23 protein-coding genes and 1 other RNA gene are annotated in these 22,960 nt (G+C 61.4%); 13 read left to right on the top strand and 11 right to left on the bottom strand.

Annotated elements, in window-relative coordinates:
* Position 1 precedes the first annotated feature (1 nt).
* The gene (gene rfbC / locus ALTER154_RS10255; RefSeq protein ID WP_160086760.1) at positions 2–547 is read left to right on the top strand and encodes a dTDP-4-dehydrorhamnose 3,5-epimerase; all 546 of its coding nucleotides are present in this window, start codon (positions 2–4) and stop codon (positions 545–547) included.
* Positions 544–1,410: a dTDP-4-dehydrorhamnose reductase gene (gene rfbD, locus ALTER154_RS10250; RefSeq protein WP_160086758.1), complete on the top strand. Its 867-nt coding sequence runs from the start codon at positions 544–546 to the stop codon at positions 1,408–1,410. The genes rfbC and rfbD overlap by 4 nt, the downstream gene beginning before the upstream one ends.
* Here rfbD and ALTER154_RS10245 read toward each other — a convergent pair.
* A complete protein-coding gene (locus ALTER154_RS10245; RefSeq protein ID WP_160086756.1) occupies positions 1,407–3,032 on the bottom strand; it encodes a methyl-accepting chemotaxis protein in 1,626 nt (541 codons plus the stop codon). The two genes, rfbD and ALTER154_RS10245, sit on opposite strands and share 4 nt — an antisense overlap.
* Positions 3,033–3,199: 167 nt before the next feature.
* Between ALTER154_RS10245 and ALTER154_RS10240 the strand changes: the two genes are divergently transcribed.
* The 5 genes from ALTER154_RS10240 (at position 3,200) to dctM (ending at position 9,728) form a co-directional block, all read left to right on the top strand.
* Positions 3,200–5,014 (top strand): ATP-binding protein, encoded by a 1,815-nt coding sequence (locus ALTER154_RS10240; protein ID WP_160086754.1) that lies wholly within the window; start codon positions 3,200–3,202, stop codon positions 5,012–5,014.
* Entirely contained in the window at positions 5,011–6,405 is a 1,395-nt protein-coding gene (locus ALTER154_RS10235; RefSeq protein ID WP_160086752.1) for a sigma-54 dependent transcriptional regulator, read from the top strand. The genes ALTER154_RS10240 and ALTER154_RS10235 overlap by 4 nt, the downstream gene beginning before the upstream one ends.
* A 293-nt stretch (positions 6,406–6,698) precedes the next feature.
* Positions 6,699–7,688 (top strand): C4-dicarboxylate TRAP substrate-binding protein DctP, encoded by a 990-nt coding sequence (gene dctP / locus ALTER154_RS10230; protein ID WP_160086750.1) that lies wholly within the window; start codon positions 6,699–6,701, stop codon positions 7,686–7,688.
* Between the two features lie 127 nt (positions 7,689–7,815).
* Entirely contained in the window at positions 7,816–8,448 is a 633-nt protein-coding gene (locus ALTER154_RS10225) for a TRAP transporter small permease (protein WP_160086748.1), read from the top strand.
* Positions 8,445–9,728: a C4-dicarboxylate TRAP transporter large permease protein DctM gene (gene dctM / locus ALTER154_RS10220; protein ID WP_160086746.1), complete on the top strand. Its 1,284-nt coding sequence runs from the start codon at positions 8,445–8,447 to the stop codon at positions 9,726–9,728. The genes ALTER154_RS10225 and dctM overlap by 4 nt, the downstream gene beginning before the upstream one ends.
* Before the next feature lie 168 nt (positions 9,729–9,896).
* Here dctM and ALTER154_RS10215 read toward each other — a convergent pair whose 3' ends face one another.
* The 5 genes from ALTER154_RS10215 to ALTER154_RS10195 are packed head-to-tail and all read right to left on the bottom strand — an operon-like array spanning position 9,897 to position 14,728.
* Entirely contained in the window at positions 9,897–11,114 is a 1,218-nt protein-coding gene (locus ALTER154_RS10215; protein WP_160086744.1) for a 2-octaprenyl-3-methyl-6-methoxy-1,4-benzoquinol hydroxylase, read from the bottom strand.
* Between the two features lie 14 nt (positions 11,115–11,128).
* The gene (locus ALTER154_RS10210; RefSeq protein WP_160086742.1) at positions 11,129–11,611 is read right to left on the bottom strand and encodes a DUF4442 domain-containing protein; all 483 of its coding nucleotides are present in this window, start codon (positions 11,609–11,611) and stop codon (positions 11,129–11,131) included.
* A 3-nt stretch (positions 11,612–11,614) separates the two neighbouring features.
* Positions 11,615–12,802: a 2-octaprenyl-6-methoxyphenyl hydroxylase gene (ubiH, locus tag ALTER154_RS10205; protein WP_160086740.1), complete on the bottom strand. Its 1,188-nt coding sequence runs from the start codon at positions 12,800–12,802 to the stop codon at positions 11,615–11,617.
* Positions 12,803–12,805: 3 nt separating this feature from the next.
* Positions 12,806–14,140, bottom strand: coding sequence for a Xaa-Pro aminopeptidase (gene pepP / locus ALTER154_RS10200; RefSeq protein WP_160086737.1), 1,335 nt, complete (start codon positions 14,138–14,140; stop codon positions 12,806–12,808).
* A gap of 33 nt (positions 14,141–14,173) precedes the next feature.
* Complete coding sequence (locus ALTER154_RS10195) at positions 14,174–14,728, bottom strand: YecA family protein (RefSeq protein WP_160086735.1); 555 nt, start codon at positions 14,726–14,728, stop codon at positions 14,174–14,176.
* A gap of 280 nt (positions 14,729–15,008) precedes the next feature.
* Here ALTER154_RS10195 and ALTER154_RS10190 point away from each other — a divergent pair, with 280 nt between their 5' ends.
* The 4 genes from ALTER154_RS10190 to ALTER154_RS10175 all read left to right on the top strand — a co-directional run bounded on the left by ALTER154_RS10190 (position 15,009) and on the right by ALTER154_RS10175 (position 16,387).
* On the top strand, positions 15,009–15,215 hold the full coding sequence (locus ALTER154_RS10190; RefSeq protein WP_090254694.1) for a TIGR02449 family protein: 207 nt from the start codon (positions 15,009–15,011) through the stop codon (positions 15,213–15,215).
* On the top strand, positions 15,215–15,529 hold the full coding sequence (locus ALTER154_RS10185; protein ID WP_090254691.1) for a cell division protein ZapA: 315 nt from the start codon (positions 15,215–15,217) through the stop codon (positions 15,527–15,529). Before ALTER154_RS10190 ends, ALTER154_RS10185 begins: the two co-directional genes overlap by 1 nt.
* Positions 15,530–15,562: 33 nt before the next feature.
* Positions 15,563–15,741, top strand: a non-coding RNA gene (gene ssrS / locus ALTER154_RS10180) — 6S RNA.
* A gap of 49 nt (positions 15,742–15,790) precedes the next feature.
* Complete coding sequence (locus ALTER154_RS10175; protein WP_160086733.1) at positions 15,791–16,387, top strand: 5-formyltetrahydrofolate cyclo-ligase; 597 nt, start codon at positions 15,791–15,793, stop codon at positions 16,385–16,387.
* A gap of 42 nt (positions 16,388–16,429) precedes the next feature.
* Here ALTER154_RS10175 and ALTER154_RS21015 read toward each other — a convergent pair whose 3' ends face one another.
* On the bottom strand, positions 16,430–16,561 hold the full coding sequence (locus tag ALTER154_RS21015; protein WP_256665625.1) for a hypothetical protein: 132 nt from the start codon (positions 16,559–16,561) through the stop codon (positions 16,430–16,432).
* A 171-nt stretch (positions 16,562–16,732) separates the two neighbouring features.
* Between ALTER154_RS21015 and ALTER154_RS10170 the strand changes: the two genes are divergently transcribed.
* Positions 16,733–17,182, top strand: a complete 450-nt coding sequence (locus tag ALTER154_RS10170) for an EVE domain-containing protein (RefSeq protein ID WP_160086731.1) — start codon at positions 16,733–16,735, stop codon at positions 17,180–17,182.
* 28 nt (positions 17,183–17,210) lie between these two features.
* Here ALTER154_RS10170 and ALTER154_RS10165 read toward each other — a convergent pair whose 3' ends face one another.
* The gene (locus tag ALTER154_RS10165; protein WP_090254685.1) at positions 17,211–17,627 is read right to left on the bottom strand and encodes a flagellar basal body-associated protein FliL; all 417 of its coding nucleotides are present in this window, start codon (positions 17,625–17,627) and stop codon (positions 17,211–17,213) included.
* Between the two features lie 158 nt (positions 17,628–17,785).
* Here ALTER154_RS10165 and ALTER154_RS10160 point away from each other — a divergent pair, with 158 nt between their 5' ends.
* Positions 17,786–18,763 (top strand): NADPH:quinone oxidoreductase family protein, encoded by a 978-nt coding sequence (locus ALTER154_RS10160; protein ID WP_160086729.1) that lies wholly within the window; start codon positions 17,786–17,788, stop codon positions 18,761–18,763.
* Positions 18,764–18,817: 54 nt separating this feature from the next.
* On the opposite strand, the gene ALTER154_RS10155 is transcribed toward ALTER154_RS10160, so the two are convergent.
* From ALTER154_RS10155 to rho, 3 genes are all read right to left on the bottom strand, one after another.
* Positions 18,818–19,786: a CDP-6-deoxy-delta-3,4-glucoseen reductase gene (locus ALTER154_RS10155; protein ID WP_160086727.1), complete on the bottom strand. Its 969-nt coding sequence runs from the start codon at positions 19,784–19,786 to the stop codon at positions 18,818–18,820.
* Positions 19,786–21,252: a 4-hydroxy-3-polyprenylbenzoate decarboxylase gene (gene ubiD / locus ALTER154_RS10150; RefSeq protein ID WP_160086725.1), complete on the bottom strand. Its 1,467-nt coding sequence runs from the start codon at positions 21,250–21,252 to the stop codon at positions 19,786–19,788. The genes ALTER154_RS10155 and ubiD overlap by 1 nt, the downstream gene beginning before the upstream one ends.
* A 252-nt stretch (positions 21,253–21,504) precedes the next feature.
* Positions 21,505–22,764, bottom strand: a complete 1,260-nt coding sequence (rho, locus tag ALTER154_RS10145; protein WP_160014921.1) for a transcription termination factor Rho — start codon at positions 22,762–22,764, stop codon at positions 21,505–21,507.
* Between the last annotated feature and the right edge of the window lie 196 nt (positions 22,765–22,960).

The following is a 22,960-nucleotide window of genomic DNA, read 5'->3' as shown; positions in this document are numbered from 1 at the left end:
CATGAAGGCAATCAGCACCGAGCTGCCCGGCGTGATCATCCTAGAACCCAGGGTATTCGGCGATCAGCGCGGCTTTTTCTTCGAGAGTTTCAATGCCCGCAGCTTTGCCGATGCCACCGGCCTACAGCGTGAGTTCGTTCAGGACAATCACTCGCGCTCAGCCAAAGGCGTGCTACGCGGCTTGCATTATCAAGTGCAGCAAGCGCAGGGCAAATTGGTGCGGGTCACCTCCGGCGAAGTCTATGACGTGGCCGTGGATCTACGCCGCAGCTCTCCCACCTTCGGCCGCTGGGTCGGCGTGCACCTGTCCGCCGAAAACAATCGGCAGTTGTGGGTACCGGAAGGGTTTGCCCATGGCTTTGTGGTACTCAGCGAGTTCGCCGAGTTCCTCTACAAAACCACCAACTACTATGCGCCGGAACATGAGCGCTGCATCCGCTGGGATGACCCAACACTGGCCATTGACTGGCCGCTGGAGGGTTCACCGCAACTGTCAGCCAAGGACCAGGCCGGTGTCAGCTTCGTCGATGCGCAGGTTTTTCCATGAAAGTTCTCCTGCTCGGCCGGCATGGCCAGGTCAGCCAGGAACTGCAGCGCGCCCTGCACTGTGCCGCCGAGTTGACGGTACTGGGCCGCGAGCAGCTGGACCTGGCTCAGCCGGAGCGGATTCGCCAGCAGCTTCAGCACCTACGCCCCGAGCTGATCATCAATGCCGCCGCGCACACAGCGGTCGACCAGGCCGAGAGCGAGCCGGAGCTGGCCTTCGCGATCAACGCCACGGCGCCGGGCATCCTCGCCGAGGTCGCCGCCGAGCTAGGCGCTCCGCTGATCCACTACTCCACCGACTATGTGTTCGATGGCAGCCTGGCCGAGCCTTACCGCGAAAGCGATACCACCCATCCACTGAGCGTATACGGGCGTAGCAAACTGGCGGGCGAGCAGGCGATTCAGGCCGTGGGCGGTATGCACCTGATTCTGCGCACCAGCTGGGTTTACTCGCAGAACGGCAAAAACTTTCTGCTGACCATGCAACGCCTGCTGCAGGAACGCGAAAGCTTATCCGTGGTAGACGACCAGATCGGCGCGCCCACTTGGGCCGGCACGATTGCGCAAGCCACGGCGCAACTGATCACGCAGTGGCATAGCGGCCATCCAGGCCCGTGGGGGGTCTATCACCTGACCGCACAAGGCGAAACCAGCTGGTTCGGTTTCGCCAGCGCGATTGCCGCGCATCTGCACAGCCAAGGCAAAACCGTGGCGACGCTGCACCCCATCCCCAGCAGCGCTTATCCAACCCCGGCGCAGCGCCCACTGAATTCACGTCTGGACTGCAGACGCCTGCAGCAGGACTGGCAGGTTCAACTGCCAACCTGGCAAGCCGCGCTGGAGCAGTGCCTCGCTCATCGCTAAGCCCTGAAGCGCTGGATCTGTTGCTGCAAACCCGTGGCCAATTGCGCCAGATCGCGGCTGGCAATCGAGCTTTGCTCGGCGCCGTTGACCACATCACCGATGCTGTCATTAAGGCTGCTGATGTTCTCGCTGATCTCATTCGCCACTGCCGTTTGCTGTTCCGTGGCGGCGGAAATCTGCACATTGCCGTCGGCGATACCTTCAATCGCAAGGGCAATGTGATTGAGCACCTCACCCGCCTCACGGGCACGGCTGACACTGTTTTGCGCCTGCTCGCGCGACAGCTGCATCGCACTGACCGCACTGCGTGCGCCGCCTTGCAGGGCATCGATCATGCTGCGGATCGATTCGGTGGCTTTCTGCGTATTACTCGCCAGGCTGCGCACCTCATCAGCCACCACGGCAAAGCCGCGCCCGGCTTCACCAGCGCGCGCCGCCTCAATCGCGGCATTCAGCGCCAGCAGGTTGGTTTGCTCGGCAATGCTCTGGATGACCCCAAGCACCTTGCTGATTTCATCGCTCTGGCTGTGCAGGGTGTCGATCACCTCACCGGCTTTTTCCACCGAGGTCGACAGCCCCTGAATCGATGTGAGGTTGGACTGCACCAACTCGCTGCCCTGGCGCGCTTCCTTATTCGCGTCAGCGGCATTGCTGGCAGTAGCCTGCGCATTGCGCGCGACCTCCTGCACCGCCACGCTCATCTGGTGCACGGCGGTGGCCACCATGCTGGTTTGGTCGCCTTGGGCCGTGGCAGCCTGGCTGACCTGAGCACTGATCGCACTCATTTCCTCGGACGCCGCCGCCAGCTGCGTGGCGGTATCGGTCAAATGGCGGATCAACGCCTGCTGGTGCTCTAGCATGGCATTGAAGGCCCGCGCGGTATCGGACACCTCATCGCGGCCGCGGGTGTCAGCACGCAGGGTCAAGTTGGATGACTCCTGCACCTCGCTGATCACGCTGCGCAAACCGGACAGCGGGCGAATGATCGACAGACTGATCATCACTGCGGCCACCAGCACCAGCACCAACGCAACGGCACCGATCAACAGGAAGGTATTACGGATGGCCAAGTACTGGGCCGTGGTCTCGACGTTGAGCCGCTCGCCCTCGCTCAGCTGCAAACTGATCAACCCTTCCAGCTCGCCACCCAGCGGGTCGAAGGTGTCATACAGGGTACGGTTGAACGATGCCGTTTCGGTCGCCAGTAACTGGCCATTTGCGAGTTGCCCCAGGTACTGATCCGCCAGTTGCTGGACCTTCAACAGGAGTGGTTTGGTGCGCTCGACCCGACTACCTTCATCACGGGTCAGTCGAGTGGCGATGTACTCGGCCCAGGCTTTGTCACCACGGCTGCGGGCATCGCTGAATGCCTTGCGCAATGCGGCTTCGTCGAACACCCCAGCGCGGTATTTATGCAACGCATCGACCATCGCCACCGCGTAGGCATCCGACACCACCTTGAGCTGGCTTATCGGCTGCATGCGGTCGGTAAACAACTCGTCAAAACTGTCATTCAGCTTGCTGGCATTGGACAACGCCATGCTGATCACCACAATCAGCACCAGCAGCGGCACCACCGCCAACAGCAGCAACCTCGCCCGTACCGTCAATTGAGCCAGCATCAGGGTATCTCCAGGACTAAAGCGCAGCCGTCCATGCAGGGCGCAAGCGGGCGGCACCATTACTCCAGGGCGATGCCAAACGGCTTGAGTATTGACCCTAATCGGCGAGCTTGCCCACTTATTGCATAACCGCCACTCTGAACTGATCACCCTGTACGAGTAAGCGCATGCCAACCGTTCATCCTCACCCGCGTCGTCCGCGTTGGCGCAGCCTGGCAGTCCTCGCCCTGCTGTTGACGCCCCTGTTGTGGCCGCTGCAGCAGCTGGCCGAGCGTTACTACAGCGGCGTGCTGGTCGAGCAGAACCGCCAGACCCTCGACCTCTACGTGGCCAACCTGCTCGGTACGCTGCGCCGCTACGAGGTACTACCCCCCATTCTCGGCGATCTGCCGGCCCTGCGCCTGGCCCTGCAACAGCCGACTGAGCGCACCCTGCTGGAGAACGCCAATCGCCTGCTTGACCAGGTGCGCGGGCAGACAGGCGCCGACGTGATCTACCTGATGGACCCCAACGGCAAGACCCTGGCGGCCTCCAACTGGGAGCAGGCCGACTCCTTTGTCGACCGCAACTTCGCCTTCCGCCCATATTTTCGCGAAGCCATCGCCGGCCGCCCAGGACGTTTCTTCGGCCTCGGCACCACCTCGGGCAAGCGCGGCTACTACTTCGCCGCCGCCGTGCGCGACGGTGAGCGCAACCTCGGCGCGCTGGTGGTCAAGGTCGACCTCGACCACACCGAAACCCTCTGGGGCAACACCCCGGAACAACTGCTGGTGACCGATGCCAATGGCGTGGTGATCCTCACGTCCAACAGCCAGTGGCGCTTTACCGCCAGTCGCCCGTTGGACGCCGCCGAACGCGCCGCAATCGCTGCCAACCTGCCCTACCCGACCCAGGCGCCACCGCCGATCAAGCTGGATGCGCAGAACTGGATTCGCCAGGACCGCGAACTCAAGGAAACCGGCTGGACCGTCAGTATTCTCGCCCCGCGCAGCCTGCTCGACCGCCCGGTACGTACAGCCTTGGTGGCCGGCGGCGGCATGCTGCTGTTGTTGATGCTGCTGCTTGGCCTGCTGATGCAGCGCCGCCGTCACTACCTGGAGCGCATCGCCCTCGACAGCCAGGCCCGTCAACAGTTGGAGCAGCGTGTGCTGGAGCGCACCCTCGATCTGGAACGCCTCAATAGCCGGCTGAAGCAGGAAGTGTTGGAGCGCGAACAAGCCCAGCAGGAGCTGGTGCAAGCGCAGGATGAACTGGTGCAGGCCAGCAAACTCTCAGCCCTGGGCACCATGAGTGCGAGCATCAGCCATGAGCTCAATCAGCCGCTGGCAGCCATCCGCAGTTACGCCGACAACGCCGGGGTGCTGCTTGACCATCAGCGCGGCGACGACGCCCGCGCCAACCTCAAGCTGATCAGCAAACTGACCGAGCGCATGGCCTCAATCATCGCCCACCTGCGCGCCTTCGCCCGCCGCGACCGTCACGCCCCGGAAAGCGTGGCCCTGCAGCCGGCCATCGACGATGCCCTGGCCCTGCTGGCCAAACGTCGCCAAGCCATGCAGGTCGAGCTGACCCGTGACCTGCCAGACGCAACCCTGTGGGTGCAGGCTGGCGAAACCCGCCTGCGTCAGGTGCTCGGCAACCTGCTGGCGAATGCCCTCGACGCGTTGAGCGAAGTGCCGCAGCCACGCCGCCTGTGGCTAAGTGCCGAACTTACCGCCGAAGGCGTCGATCTACACCTGCGGGACAATGGCCCCGGCTTTAGCCAGGAGGCGCTGCAACGCGCCCGTGAGCCATTCTTCACCACCAAAACCAGCGCTCAGGGCCTCGGCCTCGGCCTGGCCATTTGCGATACCCTGATGCGCGCCCTGGGCGGTGAACTGCTGTTCGCCAACCACCCCGATGGCGGCGCTCAACTGACCCTGCGCCTGCGCGCCGCGGATCAGGGCATCAAAACCCAGTCGCCAGAGGACTTTGTTGTATGAGCATGATTGACGCCCGCACCCAGGTACTGCTGATCGACGACGACCCCCACCTGCGTCAAGCGCTGAGCCAGACCCTCGACCTGGCCGGGCTCAAGGTCAGCAGCCTGGCCGATGCCCATGGCGTCGCCGCACGCATTGAGCGCGACTGGCCGGGTGTGGTGGTCAGCGATATCCGCATGCCTGGCATCGACGGCCTGCAGCTGCTGCAACAACTGCAGGAACAGGACCCGGAACTGCCGGTGCTGCTGATCACGGGGCACGGCGATGTGCCGCTGGCCGTGCAGGCCATGCGCGCCGGGGCCTATGACTTCTTGGAAAAACCCTTCGCCAGCGACGACCTGCTCGACAGCGTGCGCCGCGCCCTGGCGCTGCGTCGCCTGGTACTGGATAACCGCAGCCTGCGCATGGCCCTGGCCGATCGCCACACCCTGTCGGCGCGCCTGGTCGGCCAGTCTCCCGCGATGCTGCGCCTGCGTGAACAGATCGGCGCCCTGGCTGGGATCAACAGCGATGTGTTGATCCTCGGGGAAACAGGCGCCGGCAAGGAAGTAGTGGCGCGCGCGCTGCACGATCTATCCAGCCGCCGCGCCGGGCCATTCGTGGCGATCAACGCCGGTGCCCTGGCCGAATCGGTGGTGGAAAGCGAGCTGTTCGGCCATGAACAAGGCGCCTTTACCGGCGCGCAGAAGCGCCGTATCGGCAAGTTCGAATTCGCCAATGGCGGCACGCTATTCCTCGATGAAATCGAAAGCATGAGCCTGGAAGTCCAGGTCAAACTGTTGCGCCTGCTGCAGGAGCGCGTGGTCGAGCGCCTCGGTGGCAATCAGTTGATTCCTCTGGATATCCGGGTGATTGCCGCGACCAAGGAAGACCTGCGCCAGGCCGCCGACCAGGGACGTTTCCGCGCCGACCTGTATTACCGCCTGAATGTCGCACCGCTGCGTATCCCGGCCCTGCGCGAGCGCGGCGAAGATGCCCTGCTGCTGTTCCAGCATTTTGCCGAAGCCGCCAGCAGCCGCCACGGCCTGGCCGAGCGCAGCCTGCAACCGGGCCAGCGCGCGGCGCTGCTGCGCCACCCCTGGCCGGGCAACGTGCGCGAGTTGCAAAACGCCGCCGAACGCTTTGCCCTAGGCCTGGAGCTGGATCTCGACCTGCAAGCCCAGGCGGCGGCGCCGTTACTCGATGAAGAGAGCAACAGCGGCGGCTTAAATGCCCAAGTAGAAGCCTTTGAACGCAGCCTGATCAGCGCCGAACTGAGCCGCTCGCACAGCTCGCTGCGAAGCCTCGCCGAAGCACTGGGCGTGCCGCGTAAAACCCTGCACGACAAGCTGCGCAAACATGGCCTGAGCTTCGCCGACGCTGGCGGAAGCTCGCCAGACAGCCTCGACTAGCTGGCGGATTTCCGCCAAAAGCTGCGTATAACGCCTACGCAGCCGCGCTGAAAATCTCCGGCAATAACCCGCCAAGCCTTGCCGCTGCTGCGTTTCATCACGCCCGCAGCGGCCATTTCAGCGCCTGGCATGGCGGTTGCTCTAGCCTCCTGCAGGCGACTCATCCAGGCTCACTTCTAGGTAATCTGCCCGACGCCCGTCATTTTTTGATAGGCCGCCTAGACTTGAGCCTGTTCGCCCAACTTGTAGCGCTGCGGCGCATCACGCTATACAAAAACAAGAGGAAAGACTCCATGTTCAAACTGACTGCCAAGGCGCTCGCGTGCGCCCTGTCGCTGAGCATCGCCGGCCTGGCCCAAGCGGCCGATCCGATCGTGATCAAGTTCTCCCACGTGGTCGCCGACCACACCCCTAAAGGCCAGGGTGCCGCGCTGTTCAAGAAGCTCGCCGAAGAGCGTCTGGGCGACAAGGTCAAAGTCGAGGTTTACCCGAACTCCTCGCTGTTCGGTGATGGCAAGGAAATGGAAGCGCTGTTGCTCGGTGACGTGCAGCTGATCGCCCCATCGCTGGCCAAATTCGAGCAGTACACCAAGCAAATCCAGGTATTCGACCTGCCGTTCCTGTTCAAGGACATGGCCGCCGTCGACCGCTTCCAGCTGAGCCCGGAAGGTCAGGCGCTGCTGAAGTCTATGGAAGAGAAAAACATCACCGGTCTGGCCTACTGGCACAACGGCCTCAAGCAGCTGTCCGCCAACAAGGCGCTGCGTGAGCCGAAGGATGCCCGTGGCCTGAAATTCCGCGTACAGGCTTCCGCCGTATTGGAAGAGCAGTTCAAGGCCGTGCGCGCCAACCCGCGCAAGATGAGCTTCGCCGAGGTTTACCAGGGTCTGCAGACTGGCGTAGTAAACGGTGCCGAGAACCCCTACTCGAACATCTACAGCCAGAAGATGCATGAAGTGCAGAAATTCATCACCGAATCCAACCACGGTGTTCTGGACTACATGCTGATCACCAACACCAAGTTCTGGAACAGCCTGCCTGCCGATGTACGCAGCGAGCTGGACAAGATCATCGTGGAAGTGACCGCTGAAGTGAACAAGCAGGCTGGCGCGCTGAACGATGGCGACAAGCAGCGCATCATCGACGCGAAAACCACCGAAATCATTACCCTGACCCCAGAGCAGCGTAATGAATGGCGCGATGCCATGAAGCCGGTGTGGAGCAAGTTCGAAGCTGAAATCGGTGCTGACCTGATCAAAGCTGCCGACGCAGCCAACCAGTAAGGCGGAGCAGGCTGCGGCCTGCACCCAACCACAGCGCAGCCATGCCGCTGCGCGATTGGCCGAATACCCAGGCACCCCTTCACGGGTTGCTTGGGAACGCCGCCCCTAACCACTGGAGACTCTATTGATGAACGCCTTGCGGCGCGTCTGGGACCACTTCGAGGAAGGCTTTATCGCGTTCCTGCTGGCCGCCATGACGCTGGTGACCTTCGTCTACGTGATCCTCAACAACCTCTACACACTGTTCTACAACCTGGCGGATCGCTGGGAAGGTAGCAGTGAGTTTTTCTTCGCCATTGGCGACAGCATTCTCGGCATGGCCCAGTCGATGACCTGGAGCATTGCCCTGACCAAGGCGTTATTCGCCTGGTTGATTTTCTTCGGCCTGGCCTACGGTGTGCGCACCGCCGGGCATATCGGCGTCGACGCGCTGGTCAAGCTGGCCAGCAAACCAGTGCAACGAGTTATCGGCCTGATCGCCTGCCTGGCCTGCCTGGGCTATGCCGGGCTGATCACCGTCGCCAGCTTCGACTGGGTGAAAACCCTGTTCACCGCCGGCATCGGTGCGGAAGACCTCGGTCACTACGGCATCATGCAATGGCATATCACCCTGATCGTGCCGTTCGGCTACGCCATGGTTTTTATCCGCTTCTTTGAAATCTTCGTGCGCATTCTGCGCAACCAGCAGACCGGCCTGGGCCTGGCTGATGAAGCCGCCGACGCGCTGAAGATCAATGAGCACGGGGAGCACAAACAATGACCATCCTGTTCCTCTTCATTCTGCTGTTCCTGCTGATGTTTATCGGCGTGCCGATTGCCGCCTCGCTGGGTCTGGCCGGTTCGGTGACGATCATGCTGTTCAGCCCGGACTCGGTGCGTTCGCTGGCGATCAAGCTGTTCGAAACCAGCGAACACTACACCCTGCTGGCGATCCCGTTCTTCCTGCTGTCCGGTGCGTTTATGACCACTGGCGGCGTGGCCAAGCGCCTGATCGACTTCGCCAACGCCTGCGTCGGCCATATCCGTGGTGGCCTGGCTATCTCGGCGGTATTGGCATGCATGCTGTTTGCCGCGCTGTCCGGCTCCTCGCCAGCCACCGTGGCTGCAGTGGGCTCGATTGCCATCGCCGGCATGGTGCGCTCGGGTTACCCGCAGGCGTTCGGCGCAGGCATCGTGTGTAACGCCGGCACCCTGGGCATCCTGATTCCGCCGTCGATCGTCATGGTGGTGTACGCCGCCGCGACCGAGCAGTCGGTAGGCAAGCTGTTTATGGCCGGTGTGGTACCGGGCCTGCTGCTGGGCGTGGCACTGATGGTGGCGATCTATATCGTCGCGCGGAAGATGAACCTGCCGGCCATGCCGCGCGCCAGCTTCCGTGAGTTCATCACGGCGGCACGCAAGGCCATCTGGGGTCTGCTGCTGATGGTGATCATCCTCGGCGGCATCTACACCGGCATGTTCACCCCTACCGAGGCAGCTGCTGTGGCAGCAGTCTACGCCGGCTTCGTGGCGCTGTTCGTGTACAAGGACATGACCATCCGCGAGTGCCCACGGGTGCTGCTGGAATCCGGCAAGCTGACCATCATGCTGATGTTCATCATCGCCAACGCCATGCTCTTCGCCCACGTGCTGACCACCGAGCAGATCCCGCAGACCATCACCGCCTGGGTGGTGGAGATGGGCCTGCAGCCATGGCAGTTCCTGCTGGTAGTGAACATCGTGCTGCTGGTAGCGGGCGCCTTTATGGAGCCGTCGGCGATCATCCTGATCCTCGCGCCAATCCTCTTCCCGATTGCCGTGCAACTGGGCATCGACCCGATCCACCTGGGCATCATCATGGTGGTGAACATGGAAATCGGATTGATCACACCACCGGTGGGACTGAACCTGTTCGTCACCTCGGCGGTGACCGGCATGCCGTTGACCGCCGTGGTCAAGGCCGCCTGGCCATGGCTGATGCTGCTGCTTGGCTTCTTGATGGTGATCACCTACATCCCCGCCGTCTCCATGGCACTGCCAAACTGGCTGGGTATGACCTGACAGCAACTCCGTGTGTACTTCCCTGCACACTTTCAGCCCGGCCTCAGTGCCGGGCTTTTTTTTGCTCGCAGTTTTTTGTCAGGCGGATTGGCGGCATGCGCCATGGCCAGGTTCACGCCGTGCGGCGTAACCCACCCTCGGCGGAACACACATCACTGGGCTATAGAGTTAAACCCGCGCCAACTCTGGCAGGTCGCCAGACAAACCCAGGGCCTGGCGCACGAACAGCGCCTTGGCTTCGGGCAGGTCGTCGACCCAGTTGAGGCCGCTGTTGCGCAGCCAGCGCACGGGCAGCGGATCAGCCTGGAACAGCCGTTCGAAGCCTTCCATCGCCGCCATCATCGCCAGGTTGTGCGGCATGCGCCGACGCTCGTAGCGGCTCAGCACCTTTACATCACTCAGACGCTCGCCACGTTGCGCGGCGTGCAGCAACACCTCAGCCAATACCGCGACATCAAGAAAGCCCAGGTTGACGCCCTGCCCGGCCAACGGGTGGATGCTGTGCGCGGCATCGCCAATCAGTGCCAGGCCATCCTCGACATAACGCTTGGCGTGCCGCTGACGCAACGGAATACACAGGCGCGGGTCAGCTTGCAGCACCTCTCCCAGACGATGCTCGAAGGCAAAGCCCAGAGCGCGGCGAAAGCCTGCATCATCCAGCGCCATCAGTCGTTCGGCTTCAGTTGGGGTCACCGACCAGACAATCGAGCACCAATGCTCACCTTCAGGACCCGCCAGCGGCAAAAAGGCCAACGGGCCGTCATCGGTAAAGCGCTGCCAGGCAGTGGCCTGGTGCGGCTTGGCGCAGCGCACGCTGGTGACAATGGCGTGGTGCAAGTAATCCCATTCACGGGTGGCGCAACCCGCCAGACGGCGTACTGCTGAGTTGGCCCCATCCGCAGCGATAACCAATGGAGCACGCAGCTCACGGCCATCATTGAGGCTCAATAACCAGCCCTCGCCCGAGCGCCGCAGCTGCTCCAGGCGCGCGCCGGGGAGCAAGCCAATCGAACTGTCATGCAGGCACTCAAGCAGCGCGTCCTGCACCACACGGTTCTCGACAATATGGCCGAGGGATTCGGCATGCACGCTGGCCGCGCTGAAGTGAATCTGCCCGGTACCGGAACCATCCCACACCTGCATCTCGCCATAGGGGCAGACACGCCGCGCGGCGATGCCTTCCCACACGCCCAGGCGTTCAAGAATGCGTTGGCTGGCAACCGACAGCGCGCTAACTCGGGGCTCGAAGGCAGCCTGCGGATCAAAGGGTTTGACGCTCAGCGGGCTGCCATCGACCAGCAGAATTTCCAGGCCCTGATCCTGCAGGGCCAGCGCCAGGGCGCTGCCCACCATGCCTGCGCCTACGATGATCAGATCCGCTTGCATCACATATTCCTTGTTCAGGCTGCCTGCCGAGCGCGCGGTTTAAGTCGCACGTAGAGAGTTTTATGCACCCGCGCCACCAAGGTACCGCTGCCATCGCGCACTTCTACATGCAGCTCGGGGTGGTACTTGTCACCGTCTGCGGTGTGTTGACGGATGTCGTCGAGCAGTTGTTCATCGATGCTGAAGTCGGCGTACACCGGACCTTTGCCAGGGGCGATAAAGTCGATGCGCGCGGCCTTGTCCCAGACGATAAAGTCACGCCCGAGGTTTTCCATGATCATCAGCATGAAGAACGGGTCGGTCATCGAATACAGGCTGCCGCCGAACTGGGTGCCAACATAGTTACGGTTATACCAACCTAGGCCCATTTTGACCTGCACCTGACGGAAGTCCGCGCTGATCTGTCGCACCCGCACGCCAGCCCCCAGATAAGGCGGATACAGGTTCATCGCCCAACGCAGCAGCCGCGCCTTGCGCGCCAATTTATTTGCCGACATGAATCAATGCTCCGAGCGGGTGCCGAGGCCCATGGCCTGGCGGGCAAACCAGCGTTTCGCCGGAGGAAGAAGATCGAGGCCAAGCAAACCCAGGTTACGCCCGGCGGCCAACAGCGGCTGGCCGGTGCTGAACAGGCGGGTGACCTGATCAGAGAAGCCGACGGTCAATTGCTGATCCATCTGCTGGCTATTCAGGTAGCCCTGTAGCGTGGCCAGATCGCCCAACGGCGCATCACTGGCCAACAACGTTTCCGCCAGCACCTGGGTGTCGCGCAGCGAGAGGTTGTAGCCCTGCCCAGCAATCGGGTGCAGGCTGTGCGCGGCATTGCCGAGCACCACCAGATGCTGGCGCACCTGTTCTTTAGCGGCCGTCAGTGCCAGCGGGTAGAGGTGCCGCGCGCCGACCTGGCGCAGACTGCCCAAACGATAGCCGAAAGCGTGCTGCAGCTCGGCGAGAAACGCCGCATCGCCCAGTTCTGAAAGCCTTTCGGCTTCCAGGGTGGCGCGGGTCCAGACCAGCGCGCAGCGGTTATCCGCCAGCGGCAACAGGGCCATTGGCCCTTCTTCGGTAAAGCGCTCAAAGGCCAGGCCGTTGTGCGCCTCCTGCGGGCTGACGTTAGCGATCAGCGCGCTCTGCCCATAGGGCGTGGTACTCACGGCGATCCCCAGCTGCTCACGCAAACCGGAGCGGCCGCCTTCGGCGAGAATCGCCAGGTTGCATTCAAGCTCGCTGCCATCATCCAGAGTCAGGCGGTAGCCATCGGCCAAAGCCTGCATGCGGGTGACCTGCGCCGGGCTGCGCCAGCTCACCACCTGCTGATCCAGGGCCTGCCACAGGCATTCGCCGAGCCAGGCGTTTTCCACCACATAGCCGAGCGCCGGCACGCCTTCTTCTTCGGCACTTAGTCGCGCAGCGGCGAAACGGCCACGGTCGGAGACATGAATTTGCTTGATCGGCTCGGCACGCTGACTGATCTGCTGCCACAGGCCGAGGCGCTGATAAATCTGCTGCGAGCCAAACGACAACGCAGTGGAGCGCGCATCGTAGCTAGGCTGATAGCCAGTGCCTGGAGTGAACGGTTCAATCAGGCAAATGCGCCAGCCGCGCTGCTTGGCTTCGGCCTGCAGGGCCACGGCCAGGCTAGCGCCGACCAGGCCACCGCCGATAATCGCAATGTCGACGCGTGACATGTTCTAGGCCGCCACGCTGCGTGCGGCGGCCATCAGCGCTTCGATCTCGACGACAGTTTTCGGCACGCCGCTGGTGAGGATTTCGCAACCGGCCTTGGTCACCACCACGTCGTCTTCAATACGCACGCCGATGCCGCGCCATTTCTTCGCCACGTCCTGATTGTCCACGGCGATATAGATGCCCGGCTCGACGGTCATGGCCATGCCGACTTCCAGCTCGCGCCATTCGCCGCCGACCTTGTACTCACCCACATCATGCACATCCATGCCCAGCCAATGGCCGGCGCGGTGCATATAGAAGGGCTTGTAAGCCTCAGTGGCGATCAGCTCAGCGACATCGCCCTGCAGCAAGCCGAGTTCCACCAGACCGGCGGTAATCACCTGCACCGTGGCTTCATGAGCCTGGTTCCAATGCTTGCCGGGGCCGATTTCCTTGAACGCAGCTTCCTGCGACGCCAGCACCAACTCGTAGATGGCTTTCTGTTCAGGGGAGAACGTGCCACTGACAGGGAAGGTGCGGGTGATGTCGCTGGCGTAGCAGTCGATCTCGCAACCGGCGTCGATCAGCACCAGGTCACCGTCTTTCAGCGGCGCATCGTTCTCGCGGTAATGCAGGATGCAGGCGTTCTTGCCGGCCGCGACGATGGAGCCATAAGCCGGCATCTTCGCCCCGCCCTTGCGGAACTCGTAATCCAGCTCGGCTTCCAGGTGGTACTCGAACAAGCCGGCACGGCTGGCCTGCATGGCGCGCACATGAGCGCGCGCGCTGATTTCCGCGGCCTCTTTCATCACTTTGACCTCGGCAGCCGACTTGTACAGGCGCAGGTCATGCAGCAAGTGTTCGAGGGTGATGAATTCATTGGGCGGCGTCGCGCCCTGCCGCGCTTTGGAGCGGATCACGTTGATCCACTCCATCAGCTGACGATCGAACTCATGGTTAGTGCCCATGGAGGAATAGACCCGATCACGGCCTTCGATCAGCCCCGGCAGGATGTCGTCGATGTCACCAATCGGGAACGCGTCATCTGCGCCGTACTGGCTGATTGCGCCATCCTGGCCAGCACGCAGGCCGTCCCACAGTTCGCGTAGCGGGTCACGCTCGCGGCAGAACAGCACGTACTCGCCATGCTCGCGACCGGGAATCAGCGCAATCACCGCCTCCGGCTCGGGAAAGCCGGAGAGGTACTGGAAGTCGCTGTCCTGGCGGTAGATATGCTCAACATCGCGGTTGCGGATATACACCGGCGCCGCCGGCAGAATCGCGATGCTGTTGGGTTCCATCTGCGCCATCAGCGCCTTGCGCCGACGGGCGTATTCCGACTTGGGGATGCTGATCATGGGCAGATTGAGTCCACTTCTATTGCATGAAAATCAATGCAGCGACGGCTTCGCCGCGGCAACCACTGGCTTGGCGCACTCGCTGAACAGCAGCAGCGGCGCAACGCGCAGATACTCCATCACTTCCATGTAATCGTTTTCGCCATCATCGGACTCGTCCAAGGCGTTCTGCACCTGGGAAATGGCCGAGAGGTCCTGCAGCACTTCCATGGCTTCAGCGCTCAGGGCGCTGTCACGGGCAGTCAGACCGAAGCCGCCGAGGAAGCCCTGGCACCATTGTCCCAGAGCCACGGCACGCTCGCTAAGCGGCGCATCGTCGCTGGGCAACAGCAGCACCACGGTGACGTCGTTGCTGGTCAGTTCGTTCTTGACCATTTCCTGCAGGCCGATCAGCGCCTGGCGTACGGTGTCTTCTGGCGCCGCGCCGAGCAGCTCGGCGGCATCCACCAGCCAGGAGTCGATTTCAAAGCCCGCACCAGCACAGCTGCGACCGAGCAGCAGACCATGCAACTCGGCTGGGGAAATGGTGTAACCGCTGCTGGTAAGCAGGGCGGCAAACGCGGAGTACGGAGAATTTGAAGTTGGCATAGATAACTAGGCGCAAAGCTGCGCGATCACTAGAATGGAGGCCTTGTATCCTAGCACCGGCAGGCGTGCCAAGACTATGCAAGCGGCTCGACGGAGCCCGCTCAGCCAGCGCAAAAATTGCCGCGCCGTGATCCATGGGTGAATTGCATCAATCTCTGGCGCACTGAACTGCCCCACACTGGCAAACAACTGTGCCGCGCACCGCTTGGCACTGTCGAAGACGCCGCAAAGACGCTATTTTTCACCTGCCAGCCCACTCACCTAGTAAGAGTAGAGAACCATGGAAGACGTCGACCTGCAGGCTCTTACGACCAAGCTGGACTTACTGATCCAGCGTGTCGAACAGCTCAAGGCGCAAAACCGACAGCTTCTGACGAGCGAAAAGGCCTGGCGCGAAGAACGCGCCCATCTAATTGAAAAGAACGAAATGGCCCGGCACAAGGTCGAATCCATGATTTCGCGCCTCAAAGCCCTGGAGCAGGATTAATGACCCAGTCGAACACCTTGACCGTCCAGATTCTGGACAAAGAATATTGCATCGCCTGCCCAAGCGATGAACGCAGCAACCTGGAAAGCGCCGCGCGCTACCTGGATGGCAAGATGCGGGAGATCCGCTCGAGCGGCAAAGTCATCGGTGCTGACCGCGTTGCGGTTATGGCTGCCCTGAACATCACCCACGACCTGCTACACAAACAGCAACACCTTGATCAGCAGGCCGGGGCCAACCGCGATCAGGTGCGTAGCCTGCTCAATCGGGTCGACAGCGCTCTGGCTCGGGATGCCGATGAGCAAGGCAGCTGATTGCGCGCCGACGCTTTCGGGTATACTGGCCGCAGCTCCCTGGAGTGTGCGCCAGTTGGTGATGTCCCTGAGCCGATTCGCACAACCCCGGAGGTTGCACGTTGAGACCGGTGTGCATGTCCGCTTGACGGAAAGCCTTAACGTCTCCTGCAACCTCCACCTTGAACTTTCGGGTTCAAGGGCTAAGCCGACAGCGGCACGTCGGGGAGTCACTTCTTCCAGCCCATTGCCCTCCTGCGGCAATCGCTACAGCAACACCCCATGCTCGACACTTCCACACTAAGTCGTGCGCAATTGCGCCGCCACTTGCGCGGGCAACGTCGGGCTCTCAGCCGCCACGTCCAGCACCAAGCCGCCCAAGGCCTGTATAAACAGCTGGCGCAGCACCCACTGTTTCGCCGCGCACGACACATTGCCTTATACCTACCGAATGACGGCGAGATCGACCCGCGCCCCCTATTGCGAGCCGCACAGCAACGAGGCAAAGCCACCTATTTACCGGTGCTCAGCCCTTGGCCGCGCAGCAAGATGGTGTTCCAACGCATCCGCGCCAAGCAGCGCCTGCAAAAGAATCGCTTTGGCATTGATGAACCCCGGCGCAATCGCAAACAGCAACGCAAGGTCTGGGCGCTGGATTTGGTGTTGCTGCCATTGGTCGGTTTCGACCGACACGGCGCGCGCCTAGGAATGGGCGGTGGGTTCTATGATCGCAGCCTGGCGTATCGCGCACTGCGCAAAAATTGGCACAAACCGACATTACTGGGATTGGCGCATGAATGTCAGCAGGTGGATCGACTGGCCATGGCCAGCTGGGATGTGCCGTTGCAAGGCACCGTCACGAATAAGGCGTGGTATTGATGGGATAAGGCCGTACCGCGTTCCCTGCGGTACATGAGCACCTCAGCCAGCCACTTTAGACTGCACGACCGGAGCAGGCTGGCGCTCCCACAGGCTCTGCGTGTAACCGGTAGTGACCACACCCAGGCTGAACAGTATTACCAAAATCAACAACACATCGGGTTTACGTTTCATCGAATGCCTCCCCCTTAAAGGCATAACGCACGCTGTATACGCGGCGATTATTTTTATAGGTCCAACAGCGTCTGCCATCCACATTCGCCGGGTGCAAAACTGCAACACGCCGAATACCACCCGGCAAACAGCACCTGCCCGCTAACGGACCGAACCACAGGAGCAAAGTTCATGCCTTATTGGTTAATGAAGTCAGAACCCGACGAACTCTCAATTCACGATCTCCAGCGCCTGGAGCAAGCACGCTGGGATGGCGTACGCAATTACCAGGCGCGCAACTTTCTGCGCAGCATGCAACCGGGTGATCTGTTCTTCTTTTATCACTCCAGCTGCCCGGAGCCGGGCATTGCCGGCATCGCTCGCATCGCTTCGGCGCACTACCCGGACCCGACTGCACTCGAGCCCCAGAGCCATTACTACGATGCCAAGGCCAGTGCCGCCAAGAACCCCTGGAGCGCAGTCGATGTGGCGTTTGTCGAGGCGTTCAAGCGGGTGATCCCGCTGGCACAGCTGAAAGCGCAGAGTGCATTGCTGGAGTTGCCGCTGGTGCAGAAGGGCAGCCGCCTTTCTGTGATGCCCGTCAGTGACGAGGAATGGGCAGCGGTGCTGGCGCTGCGCTGAAAAGGCGCTGCACCAGCCGAGCATGGGCTTATTGAATAATCAGGTTGTTGAATAGCAAGTCTTCCACCAACGGCTTGCCTTCTTCCTGTGTCAGCACTTCCTGCACCTGCTTAAGCGCCTCGGCACGCAAGGTCTCACGTGCGCCTGGGGCCGACATGGCCGCTTCCGTTTGCTGAGAGAACAGCATGACCAGTTGATTACGGATCAGCGGGTCGTGGTGTTTAACCTTGGCTTCAATATCCGCCCCCGTCACGCGCAGGGAAATATCGGCCTTGAAGAACTTGAGCTTCGGCCCTTCACCAAAATTCCCCACCAACGCTGGGAACAGCGACACATAAGCCACCACCGGAGCAGCAGCCTCCCCCTCCTTGGCTTCTTTCTCCTCATTGGCCTGAGCCAGCAATGGCAGGAACAGCGCTAGTAGCAATGCGATCCAGACTTTCACAGGCAGTATTCCTCAACAGTTCAGCCCTTAGCATAGCCACAGTCAGGCGGCAGCCCAAGCCCTAAGCTTATGCATCGCTATCAGGCGCAGGCATGCTTGTTGACCGGATATCGCCCGCACCTACACTGCATGGCCATCAACCGCAGAGGAAAAGCCCGATGAAAGCCGTGCTGTGCAAAGCCTTCGGCCCCGCCGAAACCCTAGTACTGGAAGAAATCGCCAGCCCCGAAGCGAAGAAGAATGAAGTGCTGCTGCAAGTGCATGCGGCTGGGGTCAACTTCCCCGACACCCTGATCATCGAAGGCAAGTACCAGTTCAAGCCGCCCTTCCCGTTCTCTCCGGGTGGCGAGGCCGCTGGCGTAGTCACGGCCGTTGGTGAAAAAGTCAGCCACCTGACAGTCGGCGACCGGGTGATGGCACTCACAGGCTGGGGCAGCTTTGCCGAAGAGGTCGCGGTGCCTGGCTACAACGTCATGCCAATCCCGCCGAGCATGGATTTCGCCAGCGCGGCCGCCTTCGGCATGACCTACGGCACCTCGATGCACGCCCTCAAGCAGCGCGCCAACCTGCAACCAGGTGAAACCCTGCTGGTACTCGGCGCATCCGGTGGTGTTGGCCTGGCAGCCGTGGAAATCGGCAAGGCCATGGGTGCCAAGGTAATCGCCGCCGCCAGCAGCGCGGAAAAACTCGAAGTGGCCAAGGCCGCGGGCGCCGATGAGCTGATCAACTACAGCGAAAGCAACCTTAAGGATGAAGTAAAGCGCTTGACCGGCGGCCAAGGCGCAGACGTGATCTATGACCCGGTGGGTGGCGATCTATTCGATGCCGCCATCCGCTCCATCGCTTGGAACGGCCGCCTATTGGTCGTGGGTTTTGCCAGCGGGCGCATCCCCGAACTGCCGGTTAACCTGACTCTGCTCAAGGGCGCGGCCGTGGTCGGCGTGTTCTGGGGCTCGTTTGCCCAGCGTCAGCCGCAGGACAATGCGGCTAACTTCCAGCAGCTGTTTGCCTGGCACGCCGAAGGAAAACTCAAGCCACTGGTCTCGCAGACCTTCCCACTGGAGCAAGCGGCGGAGGCGATCAACACCCTCGGTCAGCGCAAGGCTGTTGGTAAAGTCGTCGTCAGCGTGCGCTAAACCTCTCGCGTAGCAAAAGGCCGCCCATCAGGCGGCCTTTTTTATGCGCGGGATTCAGCCGCGCGGCGCATAGGCGAATACATCCGCGCGCATCTGATGGGCATCCATACCGGCCTCCACCAGCGCATCCAGGGTGGCGTAGACCATCGCCGGCGAACCGCTGGCGTAAACGTGCAACGCCTTAAGACTGGGGAAATCTTCACGTACTGCTTCGTGCAGCAGGCCGCAACGACCCTGCCAGCCGCACTGGTCGCTGACCACCTGATGCAGAAATAGATTCGGCACCTGCTGCCACTGCGCCCAGTGCTCCAGTTCGTAGAAGTCGTCCGGACGGCGCGCCCCCCAGTACAAGTGCACCGGGTGAGCAAAGCCAGTGGCGCGGCAGTGCTCGATCAAGCTGTGCATCTGCGACATGCCAGTCCCGGCGGCAATCAGCACCAGCGGCCCATCCGGTAACTCGGCCAGGTGGGTGTCGCCGAACGGCAGCTTCACCCGCACCAAGCCGCTACGGCGCAGCTGAGCGATCAGCGCAACCGTGGCCTCATCGCGAGCCAGCACATGCAATTCCAGCTCTCGCCCACGCTGCGGCGCCGAGGCCAGGGAGAACGCTGCGTAATCGTCACCATCACGCTGCAGCAGCAGGTATTGCCCGGCGTGATAGCGCGGCACCTTGCCGGCAGGCGCCTGCAGGCGCAGACGAAAGACATCACCGCCCACGTCATCACACGCGACCACCTGGCAGGCCAGCTCACGCACCTGCAGCTCGCCAGGGGCCAGCACACCATCCCAGTACAGCACACAGTCTTCCAGCGGTTCGGCCAGGCAGGTGAACAGCTCACCCTGACTCAGCTCAACCCCGCCCTGCTGCACACGGCCTTCAACCAGCAGCGCCGCGCAGATATGGCAGTTGCCATTGCGGCAGCTCTGCGGGCAGTCATACCCAAGCCGCCGTGCCGCATCGAGGATACGTTCGTGGGGCTGCACGTCAAGTACCGCGCCTGAAGGGTTCAGGGTGACTTTCATCAATCAATTCCCAACTCAGACCACAGCGCGTCGACGCGCTGCTTGATCGCATCATCCTGAACGATAGCCCGCCCCCACTCGCGCGTCGTCTCGCCCGGCCACTTGTGGGTGGCATCCAGACCCATCTTCGAGCCCAAACCCGAGATCGGCGAGGCAAAGTCGAGGTAATCGATCGGTGTATTGTCGATCATCACGGTGTCGCGCTTGGGGTCCATGCGCGTGGTAATCGCCCAAATCACGTCATTCCAGTCCCGTGCGTTGATATCGTCATCGGTGACGATAACGAACTTGGTGTACATGAACTGTCGCAGGAACGACCACACACCGAGCATTACGCGCTTGGCGTGGCCGGGGTACTGCTTCTTGATGGTCACCACCGCCATGCGATACGAGCATCCTTCCGGCGGCAGGTAGAAGTCGATGATCTCGGGAAACTGCTTCTGCAGGATCGGCACGAACACTTCGTTCAGCGCCACACCGAGAATCGCCGGTTCATCCGGCGGACGACCGGTGTAGGTGCTGTGGTAGATCGGCTTTTGCCGACGGGTGATACGCTCGACGGTAAACACCGGGAAGGTGTCGACTTCGTTGTAATAGCCGGTGTGATCACCATAAGGGCCTTCCGGCGCGGTTTCGCCCGGATGAATCACCCCCTCGAGAACGATTTCAGCGCTAGCCGGCACCTGCAAATCGCTGCCGCGCGCCTTGATCAGCTCGGTGCGGTGGCCTCGCAACAAACCGGCAAACGCGTATTCAGACAGCGTATCGGGAACAGGTGTCACCGCACCCAGGATGGTGGCCGGATCAGCACCCAGCGCCACACACACAGGATAAGGACGATCCGGGTACTTCAGGCACCACTCGCGAAAGTCCAGCGCGCCGCCACGGTGGCTGAGCCAGCGCATGATCAGCTTGTTACGGCCAATCACCTGCTGGCGATAGATACCGAGGTTCTGCCGTTCCTTATTCGGGCCTTTGGTGATGGTCAGGCCCCAGGTAATCAACGGGCCGACATCACCTGGCCAGCAGGTCTGCACGGGCAGCTTGCTGAGGTCGACGTCGTCGCCCTCTTCGATCACTTCCTGACACGGCGCATCCTTCAGCACCTTGGGCGCCATGCTCAGCACCTTTTTGTAGATCGGCAGCTTGTTCCAGGCGTCCTTGAGGCCTTTTGGCGGCTCGGGCTCCTTGAGGAAGGCCAACAACTTGCCGATTTCACGCAGCTCGCTGACTTCCTCGGCCCCCATACCCAAGGCCACGCGCTTGGGCGTGCCGAACAGGTTGCCGAGTACCGGCACATCAAACCCTGTGGGGTTTTCGAACAGCAACGCCGGCCCGCCTTTACGCAGGGTACGGTCACAGATTTCGGTCATTTCCAGCACAGGGGAAACCGGCGTTTGGATGCGCTTAAGCTCACCACGCGCTTCCAGGCCGCGAATAAAGTCGCGCAGATCACGATACTGCATGCAAATGCCTCGTTTCGGGCCGAGCAATAGGGGCGCAAAGTTTAGCGCCGAACTGGGTCTTTCAGAAGGGAAAGCCAGCCTCCAGACACACAAAAGCCGGGCTTACCCGGCTTTTGTAGGTGCGTATGTTTAGGATCGTAGCGAGCGAAGGTCAGGCAAGGCAAAAACAGGCGAAGAAGCGGAGTGTACTTTTGTACATGAGCATTCTGAGTCTGTTTTTAACGCAGCATCACCGATGCGCAGTAGATCCTCTTACTTACGCTTCATCGACTGGAAGAACTCTTCGTTCGTCTTGGTCGCTTTCAGCTTATCGGTGAGGAACTCGATGGCGGCAATCTCGTCCATCGGGTGCAGCAGCTTGCGCAGAATCCACATGCGCTGCAGTTCGTCATCGGCGGTCAACAGTTCTTCGCGACGGGTGCCGGCGCGATTGATGTTGATCGCAGGGAATACACGCTTCTCGGCGATACGACGGTCCAGCGGCAGCTCCATGTTGCCGGTGCCTTTGAATTCTTCATAGATCACTTCATCCATCTTCGAGCCGGTTTCCACCAGCGCGGTGGCGATGATGGTCAGCGAACCGCCTTCCTCGATGTTACGCGCGGCGCCGAAGAAGCGTTTCGGCTTCTCCAGGGCGTGGGCGTCGACACCACCAGTAAGCACCTTGCCGGAGCTTGGGATCACGGTGTTGTAGGCACGCGCCAGACGGGTGATGGAGTCGAGCAGAATGACCACGTCCTTCTTGTGCTCGACCAGGCGCTTGGCCTTCTCGATCACCATTTCGGCAACCTGCACGTGGCGGGTTGGCGGCTCATCGAAGGTTGAGGCAACCACTTCGCCGCGCACGGTGCGCTGCATTTCGGTCACTTCTTCCGGGCGCTCGTCGATCAGTAGAACGATCAGGTGGCACTCGGGGTTGTTGCGCGCGATGTTCGCCGCGATGTTCTGCAGCATGATGGTCTTACCGGCTTTCGGCGGTGCGACGATCAGGCCGCGCTGGCCTTTGCCAATCGGCGCGCAGAGGTCGATCACCCGGCCGGTGATGTCCTCGGTGGAGCCGTTACCAGCTTCCATCACCAGACGCTTGTTGGGGAACAACGGCGTCAGGTTTTCGAACAGAATCTTGTTCTTGGCGTTTTCCGGGCGGTCGTAGTTGATCGTGTCAACCTTGAGCAGCGCGAAGTAACGCTCGCCTTCTTTCGGCGGGCGAATCTTGCCGACGATGGTATCGCCAGTACGCAAGTTGAAGCGGCGGATCTGGCTCGGCGAGACATAGATGTCATCGGGGCCAGCGAGGTACGAGGCATCCGCAGAGCGGAGAAAGCCGAAACCGTCCTGGAGAATCTCCAGCACGCCATCACCGGAGATTTCCTCACCGCTTTTAGCGTGTTTTTTCAACAGGGAGAAAATCACGTCCTGCTTGCGCGAACGGGCCATGTTTTCCAGGCCTTGTTGTTCAGCGAGTTCCAGCAGTTCGGTAATCGGCTTTTGCTTGAGTTCGGTCAGATTCATAGGAATGACGTAATCATGAAGGAGGGGAATAAGCTATTTAGCTTGGGAGGCCGCGCCGCTGAGAAGGCGACTTGATCGCCTGCTTGTATATCGAAAGATTCGAATAGGAATGCGTCGGCGACGGCTTGCAGGGGGCTACATAGGAAATGCAGCGAGGCCGAATGTAACACCGGTTTTATTCATACGTCTAGCGCCC

It is taken from the genome of Pseudomonas sp. 9AZ, from assembly GCF_902506525.1.
GTDB lineage: Bacteria > Pseudomonadota > Gammaproteobacteria > Pseudomonadales > Pseudomonadaceae > Aquipseudomonas > Aquipseudomonas peli.
This window is presented reverse-complemented; position numbering and strand designations above follow the sequence as displayed.

Bases quoted from the DNA above. Each gene is read 5' to 3' on its own strand.
- rfbC (WP_160086760.1), top strand. From the start codon at position 2: ATGAAGGCAATCAGCACCGAGCTGCCCGGCGTGATCATCCTAGAACCC.
- ALTER154_RS10210 (WP_160086742.1), bottom strand. From the start codon at position 11,611: ATGTCGGCAAATAAATTGGCGCGCAAGGCGCGGCTGCTGCGTTGGGCG.
- ALTER154_RS10235 (WP_160086752.1), top strand. From the start codon at position 5,011: ATGAGCATGATTGACGCCCGCACCCAGGTACTGCTGATCGACGACGAC.
- ALTER154_RS10170 (WP_160086731.1), top strand. From the start codon at position 16,733: ATGCCTTATTGGTTAATGAAGTCAGAACCCGACGAACTCTCAATTCAC.
- ALTER154_RS10190 (WP_090254694.1), top strand. From the start codon at position 15,009: ATGGAAGACGTCGACCTGCAGGCTCTTACGACCAAGCTGGACTTACTG.
- ALTER154_RS10245 (WP_160086756.1), bottom strand. From the start codon at position 3,032: ATGCTGGCTCAATTGACGGTACGGGCGAGGTTGCTGCTGTTGGCGGTG.
- ALTER154_RS10240 (WP_160086754.1), top strand. From the start codon at position 3,200: ATGCCAACCGTTCATCCTCACCCGCGTCGTCCGCGTTGGCGCAGCCTG.
- ALTER154_RS10185 (WP_090254691.1), top strand. From the start codon at position 15,215: ATGACCCAGTCGAACACCTTGACCGTCCAGATTCTGGACAAAGAATAT.
- rfbD (WP_160086758.1), top strand. From the start codon at position 544: ATGAAAGTTCTCCTGCTCGGCCGGCATGGCCAGGTCAGCCAGGAACTG.
- ALTER154_RS10175 (WP_160086733.1), top strand. From the start codon at position 15,791: ATGCTCGACACTTCCACACTAAGTCGTGCGCAATTGCGCCGCCACTTG.
- pepP (WP_160086737.1), bottom strand. From the start codon at position 14,140: ATGATCAGCATCCCCAAGTCGGAATACGCCCGTCGGCGCAAGGCGCTG.
- rho (WP_160014921.1), bottom strand. From the start codon at position 22,764: ATGAATCTGACCGAACTCAAGCAAAAGCCGATTACCGAACTGCTGGAA.
- ALTER154_RS10155 (WP_160086727.1), bottom strand. From the start codon at position 19,786: ATGAAAGTCACCCTGAACCCTTCAGGCGCGGTACTTGACGTGCAGCCC.
- dctP (WP_160086750.1), top strand. From the start codon at position 6,699: ATGTTCAAACTGACTGCCAAGGCGCTCGCGTGCGCCCTGTCGCTGAGC.
- ALTER154_RS10195 (WP_160086735.1), bottom strand. From the start codon at position 14,728: ATGCCAACTTCAAATTCTCCGTACTCCGCGTTTGCCGCCCTGCTTACC.
- ALTER154_RS10215 (WP_160086744.1), bottom strand. From the start codon at position 11,114: ATGCAAGCGGATCTGATCATCGTAGGCGCAGGCATGGTGGGCAGCGCC.
- ALTER154_RS21015 (WP_256665625.1), bottom strand. From the start codon at position 16,561: ATGAAACGTAAACCCGATGTGTTGTTGATTTTGGTAATACTGTTCAGC.
- ubiD (WP_160086725.1), bottom strand. From the start codon at position 21,252: ATGCAGTATCGTGATCTGCGCGACTTTATTCGCGGCCTGGAAGCGCGT.
- ALTER154_RS10225 (WP_160086748.1), top strand. From the start codon at position 7,816: ATGAACGCCTTGCGGCGCGTCTGGGACCACTTCGAGGAAGGCTTTATC.
- ALTER154_RS10160 (WP_160086729.1), top strand. From the start codon at position 17,786: ATGAAAGCCGTGCTGTGCAAAGCCTTCGGCCCCGCCGAAACCCTAGTA.
- dctM (WP_160086746.1), top strand. From the start codon at position 8,445: ATGACCATCCTGTTCCTCTTCATTCTGCTGTTCCTGCTGATGTTTATC.
- ubiH (WP_160086740.1), bottom strand. From the start codon at position 12,802: ATGTCACGCGTCGACATTGCGATTATCGGCGGTGGCCTGGTCGGCGCT.